This is a genomic window from Sinorhizobium glycinis, from assembly GCF_001651865.1.
Classification (GTDB): domain Bacteria; phylum Pseudomonadota; class Alphaproteobacteria; order Rhizobiales; family Rhizobiaceae; genus Sinorhizobium; species Sinorhizobium glycinis.
Genome location: NZ_LPUX01000043.1, coordinates 1 through 16,524, shown reverse-complemented (window position 1 = coordinate 16,524; position 16,524 = coordinate 1). Strand labels below are relative to the sequence as shown.

At 59.3% G+C, this 16,524-nt stretch carries 15 protein-coding genes and 3 pseudogenes; 11 read left to right on the top strand and 7 right to left on the bottom strand.

Translation table 11 applies throughout. From position 1 onward, the window contains the following. Window positions 1-468: 468 nt before the first annotated feature. From AU381_RS01055 to AU381_RS01040, 4 genes are all read left to right on the top strand, one after another. On the top strand, window positions 469-1,065 hold the full coding sequence (locus AU381_RS01055) for a recombinase family protein (protein WP_014330217.1): 597 nt from the start codon (window positions 469-471) through the stop codon (window positions 1,063-1,065). Further along, window positions 1,058-2,710: an IS481 family transposase gene (locus AU381_RS01050; RefSeq protein WP_014330218.1), complete on the top strand. Its 1,653-nt coding sequence runs from the start codon at window positions 1,058-1,060 to the stop codon at window positions 2,708-2,710. The genes AU381_RS01055 and AU381_RS01050 overlap by 8 nt, the downstream gene beginning before the upstream one ends. Next, window positions 2,707-3,627 (top strand): ExeA family protein, encoded by a 921-nt coding sequence (locus tag AU381_RS01045; protein WP_014858020.1) that lies wholly within the window; start codon window positions 2,707-2,709, stop codon window positions 3,625-3,627. The genes AU381_RS01050 and AU381_RS01045 overlap by 4 nt, the downstream gene beginning before the upstream one ends. Before the next feature lie 220 nt (window positions 3,628-3,847). Then, window positions 3,848-4,519, top strand: a complete 672-nt coding sequence (locus tag AU381_RS01040; RefSeq protein WP_014330220.1) for a hypothetical protein — start codon at window positions 3,848-3,850, stop codon at window positions 4,517-4,519. Window positions 4,520-4,569: 50 nt separating this feature from the next. On the opposite strand, the pseudogene AU381_RS31310 reads toward AU381_RS01040, so the two are convergent. Continuing rightward, a pseudogene (locus AU381_RS31310) lies at window positions 4,570-4,796 on the bottom strand (RHE_PE00001 family protein); the annotation flags it as partial. A gap of 733 nt (window positions 4,797-5,529) precedes the next feature. Between AU381_RS31310 and AU381_RS01035 the strand changes: the two are divergent. Then, on the top strand, window positions 5,530-6,447 hold the full coding sequence (locus AU381_RS01035) for a recombinase family protein (protein WP_015633599.1): 918 nt from the start codon (window positions 5,530-5,532) through the stop codon (window positions 6,445-6,447). 147 nt (window positions 6,448-6,594) lie between these two features. Here the strand turns inward: AU381_RS01035 and AU381_RS01030 are convergent, their stop codons facing one another. From AU381_RS01030 to AU381_RS30600, 3 genes and pseudogenes are all read right to left on the bottom strand, one after another. Next, the gene (locus AU381_RS01030) at window positions 6,595-6,801 is read right to left on the bottom strand and encodes a cold-shock protein (protein WP_034859522.1); all 207 of its coding nucleotides are present in this window, start codon (window positions 6,799-6,801) and stop codon (window positions 6,595-6,597) included. Further along, window positions 6,801-7,127: an OST-HTH/LOTUS domain-containing protein gene (locus tag AU381_RS31065; RefSeq protein WP_034859523.1), complete on the bottom strand. Its 327-nt coding sequence runs from the start codon at window positions 7,125-7,127 to the stop codon at window positions 6,801-6,803. Before AU381_RS31065 ends, AU381_RS01030 begins: the two co-directional genes overlap by 1 nt. A 633-nt stretch (window positions 7,128-7,760) precedes the next feature. Further along, window positions 7,761-8,143: pseudogene (locus AU381_RS30600) on the bottom strand (hypothetical protein); the annotation flags it as partial. Between the two features lie 463 nt (window positions 8,144-8,606). On the opposite strand from AU381_RS30600, the gene AU381_RS30035 reads away from it, so the two are divergent. Then, window positions 8,607-8,828 (top strand): hypothetical protein, encoded by a 222-nt coding sequence (locus AU381_RS30035; protein ID WP_014858026.1) that lies wholly within the window; start codon window positions 8,607-8,609, stop codon window positions 8,826-8,828. A 694-nt stretch (window positions 8,829-9,522) separates the two neighbouring features. On the opposite strand, the gene repC is transcribed toward AU381_RS30035, so the two are convergent. The 3 genes from repC to repA form a co-directional block, all read right to left on the bottom strand. After that, on the bottom strand, window positions 9,523-10,737 hold the full coding sequence (repC, locus tag AU381_RS01020) for a plasmid replication protein RepC (RefSeq protein WP_064240029.1): 1,215 nt from the start codon (window positions 10,735-10,737) through the stop codon (window positions 9,523-9,525). Between the two features lie 154 nt (window positions 10,738-10,891). Then, complete coding sequence (repB, locus tag AU381_RS01015; RefSeq protein WP_064240028.1) at window positions 10,892-11,872, bottom strand: plasmid partitioning protein RepB; 981 nt, start codon at window positions 11,870-11,872, stop codon at window positions 10,892-10,894. 57 nt (window positions 11,873-11,929) lie between these two features. Continuing rightward, complete coding sequence (gene repA / locus AU381_RS01010) at window positions 11,930-13,153, bottom strand: plasmid partitioning protein RepA (RefSeq protein ID WP_014858029.1); 1,224 nt, start codon at window positions 13,151-13,153, stop codon at window positions 11,930-11,932. Between the two features lie 803 nt (window positions 13,154-13,956). On the opposite strand from repA, the gene traI reads away from it, so the two are divergent. The 5 genes and pseudogenes from traI to AU381_RS00985 all read left to right on the top strand — a co-directional run. After that, a complete protein-coding gene (gene traI, locus AU381_RS01005) occupies window positions 13,957-14,583 on the top strand; it encodes an acyl-homoserine-lactone synthase (RefSeq protein ID WP_014858030.1) in 627 nt (208 codons plus the stop codon). Window positions 14,584-14,593: 10 nt separating this feature from the next. After that, window positions 14,594-15,571: a P-type conjugative transfer ATPase TrbB gene (gene trbB / locus AU381_RS01000; RefSeq protein ID WP_015633597.1), complete on the top strand. Its 978-nt coding sequence runs from the start codon at window positions 14,594-14,596 to the stop codon at window positions 15,569-15,571. Continuing rightward, window positions 15,561-15,944: a TrbC/VirB2 family protein gene (locus tag AU381_RS00995; protein WP_014858032.1), complete on the top strand. Its 384-nt coding sequence runs from the start codon at window positions 15,561-15,563 to the stop codon at window positions 15,942-15,944. Before trbB ends, AU381_RS00995 begins: the two co-directional genes overlap by 11 nt. Further along, window positions 15,937-16,236, top strand: coding sequence for a conjugal transfer protein TrbD (locus tag AU381_RS00990; RefSeq protein ID WP_010875429.1), 300 nt, complete (start codon window positions 15,937-15,939; stop codon window positions 16,234-16,236). The genes AU381_RS00995 and AU381_RS00990 overlap by 8 nt, the downstream gene beginning before the upstream one ends. Before the next feature lie 10 nt (window positions 16,237-16,246). Then, window positions 16,247-16,444 (top strand): annotated as a pseudogene (locus AU381_RS00985) (conjugal transfer protein TrbE); the annotation flags it as partial. Window positions 16,445-16,524 lie beyond the last annotated feature (80 nt).

The window sequence follows — 16,524 nt, the reverse complement described above, 5'->3', positions numbered from 1 at the left end:
TCAACGCTCCTCTTTTGCTGCGGGTAACTGGCCGGCATCATAGCGGCAACCGCCGGCGCGGGGGCGTCCACATCATCAAGGGTTGCGAAGAAGGGAGCCTCGAACCGCCGCCACGAACTCGATCGGACATTTCACGCCGCAAGCCTGACAATCTATCCCAACCGCAGGTAGGTTGGTAGGTTTCCGAAACGAAGATGACCTGCCACGGAACTTTCATCCAGCGGCGACTAGAGCCCCGGCGGTTTCCAGTGCTCCTGTTCCCCCCGCCCATAGGCGGAACTATTCGACCGTCAGGCTCACAACCGGGGTTCCTCGGGTGCCTTGTCATAAACGACCGTTTTTGAGTAATCCACAGCGAAAGCCTCCTTCAACCTCAAATGATGTCACAGAGTCTTCTCAAAACTGTTCTGGATACCTCTGTCGCAAAATGCTACGTTCTCGACGACTTTCGAGAACTTTAGGGTGGCTATGCGGGTCGGGTACGCCAGGGTCAGCACGATCGATCAAAATCCGGAGCTTCAACTTGAGGCCCTGAGACGCGCCGGTTGCGAGAAGGTGTTTACCGAGCGTGGATCCGGCGCTGCGGATGACCGCCCGGAACTGGGCAGAATTCTCTCCGACGTGCTTCGCACGGGTGACACGCTCGTTGTCTGGAAACTCGATCGGTTGGCGCGATCGTTGAAGAAGCTCATTGCGACCGCGGAAGAGCTGGAGCGCGCGAAGATCGGGCTCGTGTCGTTGACCGAGAGCATCGATACGACGACGCCGGGCGGCATGCTGACATTCCATGTCTTCGGTGCGATCGCCCAATTTGAACGCGCTCTGATCCGTGAACGCACGACGGCTGGACTGGTCGAGGCGCGGCAACGTGGCCGTAAGGGTGGCCGCCCGCCCGCGATGCGCCCGAGTGATATTGCCGCCGCGCGCGCCCTGATGAAGGAAGGAAGCATACCTGTCCGCAATATTGCTCAGCGCATGGGAGTTTCGGTGGCAACCCTCTATCGCCATATCGGCAAGAAGGGTGGCGTCACCAAAATAGTGGAATCCGAGGAAGCCCATGGCTGAGCGGAGGAAGCGGCCGCCCGGCGAGGCTCTTGTCGATATTCGACGCCGGTTGTCGCTGCTTTCCCCCAGAGATCCAGGCCGCACCGAGATTGTCGCACGCGCTGCCGATGCCTACGGCTTTTCGATCTGGACCATCTATCGGGCGCTGCGCGAATTGAACCGCCCGAAATCCGTACGACGCGCCGATCATGGAACCTCCCGGATCGCCCCGCAGCCGGAGATGGAAACCTATGCCGAGATCATCGCCGCCCTAAAGATCAGGACGGCGAACCGGAAGGGGCGGCACATCTCCACGGCGCGCGCCATAAAGCTGCTTGAGGACGACGGGGTGGAGACGCCCGATGGCCTGGTGCGTGCGCCGCCCGGGCTGCTGAAACGCGCAACGGTCGATCGGCTGCTGCACGTTTGCGGCCTCGACTATAGGCGCGTCACCCGCCCGGTGGCCGCCGTCCGCTTCCAGGCGCGGCGCTCCAACGAACTGTGGCACTTCGACATGAGCCCGTCCGATCTGAAGCAGGTGGAAGCACCGCTTTGGGTCGAGGAAGGGCGCGGCCGGCCAATCCTGATGCTGTTCTCGGTTGTCGATGATCGCTCTGGCGCGAGCTATCAGGAATACCGCTGCGTCTACGGCGAAGACGCGGAGTCTGCCTTGCGGTTCCTCTACAATGCCTTCGCCACCAAGCCCGAACCGGAACTGCCGCTTCAGGGGATCCCAACGACGATCCATATGGATAACGGGCCGGTGAGCCGCTCGCGCGTCTTCCAATCCGTCATGGGCAGTCTCGGTGTCAGGGTTCTCACGCATATGCCCCCGTCGGACAGCGAGCGACGTACGCCAGCGCGTGCCAAAGGCAAGGTCGAACGGCCGTTTCGTACGATCAAGGAAGTGCACGAGACCCTTTATCACTTCCACAAACCGAAGGACGAAGAGGAAGCCAACCTTTGGTTCAGGCGCGCGTTAATCACCTACAACAACGGCGAACACCGCACCGAATCGCATGCACGCATTGAGGATTGGCTGCGGCATCTTTCCCCTGATGGCGTGCGGGCGATGTGCTCCTGGGAACGGTTCTGCGCCTTTGCGCGCGAACCGGAGCGACGGACCGTTGCTGGAGACGCGACCGTATCGGTCGAGGGCGCATCCTATGAGGTCGAGCCCGAACTTGCCGGCGAAACAGTGACTTTGCTCTGGGGCCTGTTCGATCAGGAATTGTTCGTCGAGTATGAGGGCAAACGCTTCGGCCCATTCCAGCCTTCGCGCGGGGCGGTTCCCCTGTTTCGCTATCGCAAATACCAGAAGAGCAAGATCGAAGAGCGGCTCGACAAGGTTGTCCGGCTCGCCGACAAACTGGGGCTCCCCCGCGCCGCGGTCACCGGCGGGGATCGCCCATTGCCCTCGCTGCCCCCGACCGCCGCTGGGCTGAGCGTACGGCGCACACCGTTTCCGGAACCCGCAATAGAGACCGCCTATGGAAGTGGCCTTGCAGCTCGTGGGGCGATTGCCGACCAGCTCGGCCGGCCGATTGGCGCGATGAATCCCAGCGATCGCGCCTTCATCGATGAACTGCTCGGAGAAACACTCGACAAAAAGGCGATCGCAGCCCGTATCCGCGAACGCTTCCAGGCGCGACGAAAGGAAGAATGATGCTCGCTGACGTTCAATCCAGTTACGGCCTCGACCGACCTTTCCAGGGGGCCGGCAACTTCGAGACCGAGCATCAGCGTACCATCATTCGCGAGGTTTGCGCAGCCGTCCAGACCGGCAGGCTTGTCGTAGTCTCCGGCCTGGTCGGTTCGGGAAAAACGCACCTTCTGCGGCGTATCGAGGCCGAACTCACCAAAGCCGGCAAGGTCGCGCTCGCCAAGTCGTTGGCGGTCGACAAGCGACGCACTTCGCTGCCATCGCTCATTGAAGCCTTGTTCTACGATTTGTCGCCCGGCGATCGCGCGCAGGTGAAGATCCCCAAGCAGGCCGAGCGGCGGGAGCGCGACCTGCGCGACATCATGAAAAAGGGCAAACGGCCAGTCGTCCTCGTGGTCGATGAGGCCCATGACTTGCACCACAAGACCCTAACCGGCCTGAAGCGCCTGATGGAGGTGGTTGCCGACGCCGGCGTGCTCCTCTCCGTGCTGCTTGTCGGCCATCCTCGACTTCGCAATGATCTGCGTCGTCCGCAAATGGAGGAGATCGGCTATCGAACCACCATTTTCGACTACGAGGGGATCGGTTCCGCGCGCCGCGACTATGTCGCATGGCTGCTCGGCGCCTGTGCAGCCGAAGGCGTGAAGGTTGGCGAACTCCTCGAGGAAGACGCCATCGACCTCATCGCCGAACGGCTACGCACGCCGCTTCAGATCGAGATGCATCTAACCCTTGCCTTCGAACAGGGCTTTCGCCTCGGCGCCAAGCCGGTCACCGCCGAGATCGTCGAGCAGATCCTGTCTCGCGCCATCGACGATCTCGAACCGACGTTGACCCGAAATGGCTACGATGCGGCGGCATTGGTCACCCACCTGAACGCTCGGCCGTCAGATATCCGCGCCTTCCTCGCTGGCAATTAATCTGAGCACGTGGCCGTCATTTGCGAGCAGCCTCGGATGTTGGCGAGCACGTTGGCAAAGAGCGTGAGCAGGACGCGCTCTCCATTGTCAGATAATCTGAGCAGAAAATGCCGATGTTGGCGAGCACGAGCCGTTATGTTGGCAAGCGGCTACAGATAGGCTTGCTTCCGACCCGTCCTTAAGACAACACCCCGACACGTTCCTGTACCAACGCGACAAGATGGTTCGCGCTTCAGTCCGCCGACCAACCCTGACAATCGCGGACGCGCTCTCTTTTGTTAATCTGTTCACAAAGGCGCCGGCCTCCGTGCCCGAATTTCGTGCATTGGTGAAACGACAGATTGTCGCCCTGCTTGAGAAGCTCCACCATTCTGACGACGACGAGAGTTTCGTGTTTCGAGATGACCGGGCCACGGAAGACGACTTGCGCAACTGGCTATCCGCGCGCATGCGCGAGATCGGCAGTTCGCATTACGAAGTCATCAGAGAGCAGGAGGTCGCGGTGGAAAACCGGCCGGACCTTAGAGTTCACTCAAGAAATCCTGAATTCGGCCTGATCTCCGTGGAAATCAAACTGGCCGACGCGGACCACTGGAACGGGAACACTCTGGTCAACAAGATCGAGACGCAACTCGCTAACCAGTACATGCATGAGAATGGCTCTCATACCGGCTTCTACCTGCTGGCAAATGCTGCAAAGCCGTTGAAGAAGGAAATCGACTCGAAAACCGGCAAAGTGAAGCGCAGGGCCTTCGCAAAAAAGGTTGCTGGAAAGAACGTCAATTTTGCTGGACTGCTTACCCTGTGCGACGCGCGCGCGGCGGCCGTGACCGCTGGGTTAGGCGGTAATAAGCTAATCGATGTTATAGCGGTTGATCTCTCTGAACGTTGACGCATATTCTGGCCCAGGTTTTGAACGAACCAACCCGACCGGGTTAATAGCTGAGCCTTCTGCGGCGTCACCTCGAGGGTTGTTGCGACCATGCCGGCGCCGGCGAACGGTTTGGCGATGACGAGTTCGATCATCGCCCCAGTCGTGAGGAGGCGCGCCGGCCGGCGAGCTTGCGCTCCATCATCTACCGCGACCGCGCCTGCGGTCGTGTTCCTTCGCCAAGCTCGGCGGCCGCGACCAGCCCCTGCGCGATGGCGAGCAACCGGCTGTCGCGGTCGTAATGCAAGCGGCTTAGAAGGGGTGCGTCGGCCGACGAGACGCCGCTTCAGCATCGCCGAGATTTGATCGGGGAGATGTGCCGCGGTTGTTACGCCGGGCTGGCGCAGGACAGAGGCGGCCAGTAGACGGCCAACTCTCCACGCGGTTCCGACCTAGGACAAGTGCCAGCGCAAGGTCGAGTTCACGAAGAGTTAACCATGTGAATTAACTCCAGAAATCACTCAAACGGAAGCTAACAGTAATCATCTTTCCGTCATTCAGACGCCGATTTCCGCGCGCAATCACTATCGATAGGGACCAAGTATCGATAGCGATGGATTTGGCGGTCTGGTTGACCATTGTCAGTCGTCCTGGATCAGTGGATTTGCCTAGGAAACCGGGCTTTTCAGCCGCTTTTCAACCCAGTTCGGCAGACTCATTTGCCGGATCGAATGGAAGGGCCCTCGTCCGAGCGGTAGGCGGCAGAGCTTTCCTCAGTCATTTTTCCATCTCAAAGGCCGCCTGAAACACCAGCGCGATACGTGCTGCCTTCAAAACAACCGAACTCGCGGCATTTCCGCCACAGAAGCCCGCTGGCGCGCGTTAGCCTATGTTCATGACCCGACACTCGTCCACTGCGGTATTTTGAATCTGACGGGCTTCCATTCAGACCATAAAACACGCTTGCAAAGGAACGTTTTCTCACACATGTTTCATTTGTACAAACCGCCCCGAAACGGCCGAAAAATCCGATGGCAACGGCTGCAAACCTCAATTCTCCTTCCCTGCAGCAAAGGCTGATCGGATACGCCCGTGTTTCGACCGAGGATCAGCTCAACGACGCTCAGGTCGACGAATTGCGGGCGGCCGGTTGCCACCGCATCCACCAAGAGCACGGATCCGGCGCATCACGCGCGCGGCCGGTGCTTGCGAAGCTTCTTAAAGACCTTGCCACGGGCGATGTCCTCGTCGTCGTTCGCCTCGACCGTCTGGCCCGATCGGTCAGCCACCTGCTCGACGTCATCGAAGACCTCGAGAAGCGCGGCGTGCATTTCCGCTCGCTGCGTGATCCGATCGATACCTCGACGCCGCAGGGAATGTTTTCCTTGCAGGTGCTCGGCGCCGTCGCCCAGCTCGAGCGTGCGCTGATCGCGGAGCGGACCAAGTCCGGTATGCAGGCCGCCAAGGCGCGCGGCCGGCTTGCCGGCAATCCCGGGCTTCGAGAACGCCGGCCGGAAGCCATCCGCGCGGTCTCAGCGGCGCGCGAGCGGGCCTACCTCGATGAACTGATTGTGTCAGCGCAGACCTGGCTGCCGACAGTCCGGCGGCTGCGCCCGCGACACAGTTGGGACAATGTCGTGCGGATCCTCAATCGCGGGGGGCACGACTGGACCGTCGAACGGTTGCGGCGGGCGGTCCACCGGCTGGTGCGCGAAAAGCTCGCGGAACCGGAACTGCTTGCCCGATCGCCGCGCCGGCCGCCCGAGGATCATCTGATGCGGCTGGTTGCCGGGATCGCCATCGCCGATCCCGATCTGTCGCTGCGCGACATTGCCGCCCAGTTGGACCAGATGCAGGAGCGACCGCCACGTGGCGGCCGCAAATGGCAACCGTCTTCCGTCCGAGCACTACTGGACGAGGCGAGCCGCATCGGGCTGGTTCGCTCTTGAGAGGCTGGTTCATGAATTCAAGAGTGTTCACGCGGCGTCGAAAGCTGGGTGCAGCACTGTTTCCGGTCGCCGCATGCTTCCAAATGGAAAAAGACCGAGCAACCCCCGGGCTATTCCAGAAAGCTCGCGTTGTGAGGAAGGGGCGGCCTAGGCCTGCAAATTGTCAGCCGACATCTTGCCGGACTTACGATCCTTTACCAGCTCGTAACTGATCTTCTGCCCATCCTTCAGCTCCCGCAGGCCAGCCCGCTCCACCGCTGAAATGTGGACGAAGACATCGGCGCTCCCGTCGTCCGGCTGAATAAAACCAAAGCCCTTCGTCGCGTTGAACCATTTTACCGTTCCGGTCGCCATCATGCCTTCCTTCGATCATTTGCCGTACCGCCACAGGGCGGGCGAGGCTCGCTTCGTATACGCGCGCACAGATAGACGCTTCTCCGCTCCGGGTAAAGCAGCCCGAACGTTGACGCAACTGCCCAGCCCAAGCAAGCGATCTTCGTCGCCATAGACGCTACTTTTTGCCTCTTTGTTTCAGCCGTGATGCTGACGGGAGCATCCTCGGCTTGCCACACGTCGAACTGATTTGTCGTGCAGATAAGATCACTGAGTTTTCGGAACCCAAGCGTGCACGGGTCGAAGTCCGGCGCCAGGTGAGACCTCCATTTGCCGCAGAGGCTCATCCGAGGCGCGCTTTCCGCAGAGCCCCGCAAGGTTGGCTCTGGCGGCTGAACTCGTCGTCGCGAGTCGTGGGCTAGGTGCCTGAGTCGCCCTCGATGCCGACGCGCGACACGGCGATGCTCGCGCTGACTGCCTTTCTCTAGGCAACGGTGATCGCCGCGCTCACCGGCGCGGTTACGCCGGGCGCGGCCGACCTCGATGCGCTCGTCCTGAACGTATTCGATTGGATGAGGAACCCGTTCGAGGATCATGCTCCCGCGCCACCTGATCTGCCCACGTACAGATCAGTCTGCCCGGCCCGCTGCCCCTTCGAGTACCGCTAGACGCTCGCGGTAAGATGGTTTCTACTGCCGAAGCAGGAAGTCGGCGCGCTCCATCAGCCAGTACAGCGCTTCCTCCGAGACTTCAAAATGGCAAGGGAGCATTTCGACAGGCAACACAGCCGAGCCCAACGGTTGCTTGAGCTTAGCCGTGTGGCAATCTCCCGCGACTGGGACAAACACGCGGCGTTCCTGCCCCCGTGCCGTTGAGGGCGCTTATCCCACTCTGCTACTAACCCTGACGAACCACGGCCCTCCTCTCGCATAGCCTGACGTTCCTGCGCGACTTGGCCGAACACCGGGACAGCGGCTCGTCAAAGCTTGGCCGCGCGAACAGCACCGCCATACCGCGAGCGGGCGCTCTTCGAGTTCGTAGAGCACAATTCCCTCGCGCAGGATATCGACGAAGACGAATTTTCCCTTGGCGAGTTAGTTGTTGATCTTTCTCGCACCGCGCGCGATCAGCCGCGACCGGCGTCGATATGACCGTGTCCCACTTCAACCGGTCGGAGGCCTTGTTCGAGTATTGCGGCTCAGCGAGCTTGCGGTCGCTGACGAGGACGAGAATTCCGAAGTCCGAAAACCGCCCAACGTCGTGTGGGGATCGACTACAGCGTCGCAGGCATAGGAGCCGAACATAATGGTCTTCAGGATCCGCCGCGCTTCTTGAAAGCAGTGGAGCTGCCTTCGAGCGCATCTAATCGTGTGAGCGCGGGAACGTACGGAAAAGCCCGTCGCCGAGGCTGCTCGGGGCACGCTGGCAAGGGGCACGACCCTATTTGTCGTCGAGTTTCGTTGCTTCGCCTGCCTTCGTGGCAGCGTCGTAGCCTGCGTTCCAGTCGCTGTTGTGGGTAGGGATTTTCCTCCTTGCACATCCCGATCTCCGCCGTGGTAAGGCCTTCATGGAATGCCGACAGTACCGTTGCCATCGCTGCCCCCGAACTTCGTTACGGGCCCTCGTCAACCCGCCGGACTGTACCAAATTGGCGAAGCGTAAGCGCGCTGCGTCAATCGAACTCAGGACCCCTTCCCGCCTCTGAACATTTAATTGAGCAGGAACATACGGTAGAACATCGAATAGCGAACGAAGGTCCCAGGGACCACCGCGGCCGGTCAATCAGAGCGTCACACGTTGATGTCTCACCGACCAGGAACAGGTCCGTGCCAACCGACGAAGCCTCCCCTGCCCCACCCTGCGTTTCAATCCGCCTCGACCGCACCAAAACGACGACGAGCGATGATGACGAACATGTGCTCTTGATCTGCCGGCCGGCGATCGCCTTGAAACGCTGGCTCATGGAAGGCCGGAACCAACAGCGCGGTGGTGTTCCGCATCTACCAAATGAAGCAAATATCGACCGGCGAGCGCTACCAGCCGCATGAAATACGCTTGGCCAAGCGATAACTAATGCTCTGTTGGAAGTGTGACAGTCATTCTGGCAGAATGACGAAACGCGCCCTCCTATCTCCTGTCGGCGGTCACCTACGGACTGGCTACAACGACTTTACGACTCGCGTCCTACAAACAGGCGATCAACGCCTCGAAAGTTCGACGGAACCCCTCCCTTCAACAGCAAACGAAGACTGTTTAGAACTAACGCTTTGATTAATTTGCGCAAATTTCCGTTTTTGTCAGCTGACAACTTTTTACAGTCTGTTTTGAGGAAGCAATAGTCATCCCCTTGCTTCGCAACCAACCAAAAATCAAGATCTGGTGTAGCATTTGGCCTTTCACAGCATCGTCCTGGCGCTCAAGCAACATCTCTGGTCTGATGCTCGAATGCCTCCGCCAACTTCTCGGACACCATGCCGAGGGAGCTGCGGACTGGTCGGGCTTGTCCCTGACTTTGGTGTCGTCCATATTGCCATCGAATGTCCCTACCTGCACTGTGAAGTCCTCGTACCGACGCGGACCATTGGAGTTGCTCCCCCTACTGAGACCACCATAAACGACAGCGTCATAACTTCTCCTAGTCGGTTGACTCGACGTCGCAATCTGCCGATTTTGTCAGCCGACAACAAGCGGTCGCCCAAGAGCTGAGGGGATTGGTTCCCGCCGATTAAGCGGGTTCTTCGGTCAGGAGGCCAATCGATCACTTCCGCCGCGCGCCCTCAGCAGTGCCATCAACACTGGCCCCGGCGAAAACTCGCCCCGCTTTGCCTGAGACGTTAGGTCGCGGAGATATCCGCCGGGCGATTTGATGTGCCCTGACCGCTCCAGAATGCAGGCCATGACAGCGGATGCGTTCTCGGGCCCCATAACCTCACAGGCATCCTGGTAGGCCGACGGACTGACGCAGAGCATCGAGCGGACGACCACTGCGGCCTGCATCAGGTCACGCGGGCTCGCAACTACGCCTCCGGGGCCATAATCTGAGATGCTTGGGCAAGCCCGCAACACCATCCCCAACGGAAACACCTTCATCGGCTCCCGTTGCGGTTCGATGGCTGGGCTCGGCCTTTCGCCCTGCTCTTCTAGAGAGCGAGGTTCAAGTTCATTAGTGGATTCGGGATGTGAATTCTGTTTGTGCCGCTCAATTTGATCAGGATTGCCGCTCAAATTTTCGATTTTTAACCTGATTTCCAGAAGGTTGGAGATTTCCTCGCGCAACATCTCCATCTCTTCGAGGATGGGGGCCACGGTCGCGGCCGTTGCCACTCGAGGAATGGTCGCTACTAGGCTGCGGTAGTGCTGGTGAATTCCGTCCCAATTACCGTCCACTCCCTCCTCAATGGCGACTTCAATCAGCTTACCGATATCGCGCCGGCAGATCGTCAGGCGCTCGCGAAGTCTACGCAACTGCAGTCGCTCAATTTTGACATCGGCAGCTATTTGCTCGATCTCGCGTGCGCGTGACAGCAACGGAGCCAACGAAAACCCATAGGCCTCATCGATCGAACCGTCTCCGTCCTTGCGGGCGTAGCGCTTGCCATTTGGGCTATCCCGGCGTGCCAGAAGGCCGGCGTCGACGAGCGCTGCGATGTGGCGACGCAACGTCGCTTCAGCCATGCCATGCGCACGAAGCGACAACTGCATGTTAGAGGGAAACACGATGAGGCCGTTTTCCTCAGACAAGGTCGTCTCGGGATAAAAGCTCAAAAGTGCGTTCATAACAGAGAGCGCACGTTCGCTGATGCCGAGCTTCGGCTTAGCTTCGCAGAGCGCTCGAAACAGCTTCCACTTGTCAGCCGATGTTTCAGGTTCGAGTTCACGCGACATATATTGGCTTGCCAACATGCCAAGCGTCATCGACCGCCGCCCGAAGGGCGTCGTCACACTTCCATCTTGCATCTTCTTTCACCTATCCTCAGGCAAAAGACGTCCGCTCACCCGTTCCGGTGCCAAAGACTCTTGACTGCGATTCGTGGAAATGCGATTCTCAGGCTGCTAAACGATGAGAGAGGCTTCCACGATGGTTACCGTCTGGGGGCCTTTTTCTTTTGCGTCAGTCTTCCTTCCGGTTACCCTGCTCCAGGAACTCGGCATAGAGCCGGTCCAGGTTGTCTGCAATATACCGCCCAAAGGGGCCGGCATTCCTTGATTTCATAGACAAGGCAAACGCCTTGGCGGAGTTCGAATACTTAGCGGAGACGGTCTTGTCCGCCGGTTGCCAGTTCTCCAGGATCTTTGGAGTCGTCTTCCGGACAGGCTTCGCCGCGCTGTTCAGACCAGAAAACAGGGCATTGAAGCGATCGTCAGTGCTCAGTTCACTGAAGGAAGGATCAGAGACGATTGCCTTCACCTTCTCTTCGTTGGCGGTTTTACCCACAAGCAATGACAACTCGACCCAGCGTTCTCGGCCGACCGCCGGGCAGGGCCCGATCCTTGCGATTGTCTCTTCAGGAATACGATCTATTACGGCGATCATTTTCGAGATAGCGGCCGCATTGGCAGCAAGCGCCGATCCTATGATTGTCCGGTCATAGCCAAGCTTCTCGAGGTGCGAGGCGAAGTTCGCCCGTTCAATGAAGGAGAGGTTGGCGCGCGCCGAGTTTTCCTGTCCCTGGGCGATAACGTGCGTACGGTCATCCAGCGCCTTGACGACCGCCTTAACCTTGCGGCCGAGCTCGCGGGCAACGCGGGCTCGGCGGTGTCCAAAGACGATCTGGTAACGATCGGCTGCCGACGGGTGGGGGCGCACAAGGATGGGCGTATCCTGCCCGCGCTCGGCAATCGCCTGCTTCAATTCCTCGAACTGCTCGGAACTATCGCCCATGCGATCAGAGACGAACGAACCATCGAGTGTCTCAGGGTCGAGTTCGACGACCGTTTCTCCTTCGAGAAATTTCTCGGCCTGGCGCGACAACTCGTCGAGCGAGCGCACCATGCTCTTCGAAGCCCCGCGCATCGGGTAGGCGGGCGCAACGTCTGCGTGCGGGATTTCCGCTGTGTCTACTAGACCCGCCAGTAGGTTCTTTCTCGCCATCTGCCTGCTCCGTTTGCCTGCGATCTACCGGGCCGTCGCCGGGGAAGTTTACACTTCTCAACTGACAACCTTCCTCCCCCAAGAGGCATGGACGAGTTCGGCGATCTCGGCGTTGACTGCGTTCAAGGAGTCCATCGCGCGCTCATAGGTGGACCGCGTCATCTGACTCTTGTCGACTTCGTAAAGGGTCTGCTTGGTGATTCCGGCGTCTGAAACCGCTGTCGATTTCAGCATCTGGTTCTTCAGCACAAACTGGTGGAACAAGGTCTGCATGAAGCCCACCATCTGCGCCTGCGGCCCATCCGTTGGCTCGTACCGGGTGATCAGATAGCGATACCATTCGAGATTGACCGCAGCACCCACATCCCGGATCGGCTTCAGGATCCCGCCCAGCATCAAAAGGAACTGGCCCATCGACATGACGTCGAGCATCTGTGGATGGATCGTGATCAGGACGCTCGTAGCCGCAGTCAGCGCGGTGATCGTGAGATAGCCGAGCTGGGGAGGGCAGTCGATGACGACAACGTCATAGCGGTCGTTGACTTCCGACAGCGCGCGCGAAATCCGCGTGAAGAAGGTCTTGCCATCGTTCGAGCTCTTGTTCGACATCGCAAGCGGCGTGTCGTACTCGTACTCCTGAAGTTCGAGGTTCGCAGGCACGATATCGAGGCCCGGGAAATTGGTAGGCTGGATGATCTCACTGATCGATCGGCGTTGATCGTCATATCTGAGCGCCTCATAGAGCGACGGCGACAGGTCGAGTTCGGGCTGAAAACCGTGAAGCGACGAAAGTGACGCCTGCGGGTCGAGGTCCACCGCCAAGACACGGTGCCCGGTCAACGCCATGTACTGCGCGAGATGGGCGGCCGTCGTCGTCTTTCCCGAACCGCCCTTGAAATTGACAACGGCAATGACCTGGAGCTTTTCGCCCGACCGACGGTGCGGCACGTAGTTCCTGGCTTCCGATCGTCCATGCTGATCGAGATACTGACGCAGTTCCGCCATCTGCTCAGCACTATAAGAACGGCGACCCGACGACGATGTCTGGGGGAGGGGGCCTTTTCCCTCAAGATGAAGTTTCTTCAGCGTACTTTGAGAGACGCCGAGGAACTGCGCCACTTCCGAGAGCGAGAACTGGCGAAGCAGTTTCTTGGCATTCGGCGGGAACTGCTGCATGCTTAAAAGATGCAATTTCTTTGAAATCAGATCGCCCTGTTCGAGGATGAGATCCTCGAAATGCATCGGCTGTGCGGGAGCGATGGGCGGCGAATTAGCGTTCATTGCAGGGGAACTCTCGAATAACGGTTTTTCGGCCCGAGAACCGACATAATCGTTATTATGTGCGATTCTCGCCGACTGACAAGGAATATAGAGTTAACAAAGGGTTTATACCGCGTCCCGAGCAGCCCCTGCTCGCCGGCAAAACATGCGTGTTTCTCCTTCATTCTTAGGCACTTAGATAGCCGCTTGCGCTCCGCCAGGCGCCAGCACTTTTCCAGGGGAGAAATACGGCCGTTCGCCTGGCTACCAAACGTCACCGCGAAATAGCGGTCGTATTGCTCCCCGCGACTCACCCGACTCAGCCTTGGTGAATATATTCGAGTTCTGAGTTGCTGCGGTTGCCCGGAAAGAGAGCCGGGGCACATAACTTTACTGCCAACTTCTTCATGGGGCCCAACAACTGGTTCTGCTCGACTTGCTTTCACCATCTGTCCCTCTCGGCGGCGTACTGTCCGTTACAGGCCATGCCCCGCAAAAATAGAAGGTGATTCTTCCTGACCGTCCAGAAGATTGGGATTGACAATGGGTTGAAAAGACCCTGCCTGGCTCAGGTGAGCCGAAGGATTACTTTCGCAAATTTGTATTTGTCCGCTGAGGGTTAGACGCGGATCACGGCCGTCTATGGACACGAATTGTTCTCCTGTGAATCCTACAAGACGCAAGTGGGGCTTCGGGTCTGCAAAGGCAGACGTGACGCGACGCAACGCCCGACGCGTTCCAGGGAACCTTGTAGGATCCTACAACTGCCACTCGAATCCGATTCGTGCTGATTTCCCCGCGGTCCAACAACGACGGAGAAATTCATGCAGATTCTCGCGATCTCAAAGCCGCGAAATATCGAAGAAGCCCAACTTCTCCGCAGCCATCACCAACTGCGCGCCCGCGTCTTTTCCGATCGTTTGGGCTGGGAAGTCAATGTCGTCGGAGGCTGTGAGTCAGATACTTTCGACGATCTTCAACCCACCTACATCCTAGCCGTATCGAGCAACGATCGAGTGGTTGGATGTGCTCGCCTACTGCCTGCGCTCGGCCCCACGATGGTGGCCAACGTTTTCCCCTCGCTCCTTTCTGCCGGTCACCTCGACGCTCATTCCTCCATGGTCGAGAGCTCGCGCTTTTGCGTGGACACCTTCCTTGCTGAGAGCAGGGGAGACGGCTCCATTCATGAGGCGACGCTCACAATGTTCGCGGGGATCATCGAATGGTCGGTGGCAAACCGCTACACCGAAATCGTCACGGTGACGGATCTTCGGTTCGAACGGATCCTCGCCCGCGTCGGTTGGCCGCTTCAGCGCATTGGCGAGCCAAGGCCGATCGGAGCGACCGTGGCCGTGGCGGGCACTATGCCGGCAAAGGCAGACACATTCATGAGGCTCCGCCCCGCCAACTACCGCTCTCAAATCATCAGCACTTTTGGCCAATCAGCGTAAGGAGAAATCAGTGGAACAGCTTCGCTCTCATCCTCGCCTCGTCCGCAAGCTTCAGGAGGCGCTTGGCGACCAGCTCTGCGTTGCTTTGGACGATAGCAACGTAGTCGAGATAATGCTGAATCCCGATGGTAAGCTGTTCATAGAACGGCTCGGGCACGGCGTCGCGCCCGCTGGCGAGATGTCGTCGGCTGCGGCGGAAATGGTGATCGGGACGGTCGCTCATGCACTCCAATCCGAAGTGGACACCGAACAACCCATCATTTCCGGTGAGCTTCCGATCGGCGGACATCGTTTCGAGGGTCTATTGCCGCCAGTGGTCGCGAAGCCCTCCTTCACAATCCGTCGTCGGGCATCTCGCCTGATCCCACTCGACGACTATGTCCGCTCCGGTGTGATGACCGAGGCCCAGGCTGCGACGATCCGCAGCGCCATTGACTCACGCCTCAACATCATCATTTCCGGTGGAACTGCCTCCGGCAAAACGACGCTCGCAAATGCAGTAATCCATGAGATCGTAAGGAGCGCGCCGGAAGACCGGCTCGTCATCCTCGAAGACACCGCCGAAATCCAGTGTGCGGCCGACAACGCCGTGCTTCTTCGTACCAGCGATACGGTTGACATGGCGCGGCTGCTCAAGAGCACGATGCGCCTGCGTCCCGACCGAATAGTCGTCGGCGAGGTGCGCGATGGTGCTGCCCTCACCTTGCTCAAGGCATGGAACACCGGACATCCAGGCGGCGTGGCAACAATCCACTCGAACACGGCGACTTCCGCGCTCCGGCGCCTGGAGCAGCTGACGGCCGAAGCAAGCCAACAGCCGATGCACGAGGTGATCGGGGAGGTTGTCGACCTCATCGTTTCCATCGAGCGTACGCCGCGAGGCCGGCGTGTGCGCGACATCATCCAGGTCGAGCGCTTCGCCAACGGCCGATACGAGATCGAATCCGACCAACTCACCGAAGAACGGGAGGCGCGGCATGTCGCGTAAGAATGAATTTATCTCCATCGCGCTTCTTGCTTCGCCACTCATTTTGGCGTCGGTAGCAACGGCACTGGCCAGTTCAGGCGGCAGTCTGCCCTGGGAAGGACCGCTCGAGCAGATCCAGGAGTCCATCACGGGGCCAGTCGCGGGCTACATAGCACTTGCGGCAGTCGCGATCGCCGGCGGCATGCTGATTTTCGGCGGTGAGCTGAACGATTTCGCGCGGCGGCTGATGTATGTCGTGCTTGTTGCCGGCATCCTCCTCGGCGCCACGACCATTGTCGGCCTGTTCGGCGCGACCGGCGCTTCGATCGGCCTGACCAATGATCGCGTCACTTCGACGCGCCCGAGTGCAGAAGGGGAGGGGGCACATGGCTGAGGCGCTATCCGAACGTTACCGCAATCGCATTCACCGTGCGCTCTCCCGGCCGAACCTCCTGATGGGCGCGGACCGGGAACTGGTTTTGATCACCGGGCTTGCCGCGGTCATCCTGATCTTTGTGGTGCTGACTGTCTACTCGGCGCTCTTCGGGGTTGTCGTGTGGATCGTGATCGTCGGCTTGCTCCGCATGATGGCGAAGTCCGATCCGCTGATGCGGCAGGTCTATGTCCGGCACATTTCCTACAAACCCTACTACAAGGCGACCACCTCTCCGTGGCGGCGGTATTGAGGAGGCTGGTATGGTCGCGCTCAAACGGTTTCGGGCAACCGGCCCATCCTTCGCGGATCTCGTCCCCTATGCCGGCCTGGTCGACAACGGCGTGCTTCTGTTGAAAGACGGAAGCCTGATGGCCGGCTGGTATTTTGCCGGGCCGGACTCCGACAGCGCCACAGACTTCGAACGCAACGAACTATCGCGCCAGATCAACGCAATCCTGCCCCCTATGGCAAGGGCTTTTTGTCGGGTGGTTTGATCGGTTGCTTTCATATGTCCGGCCTGTTTGTGCGGTATGAAGTT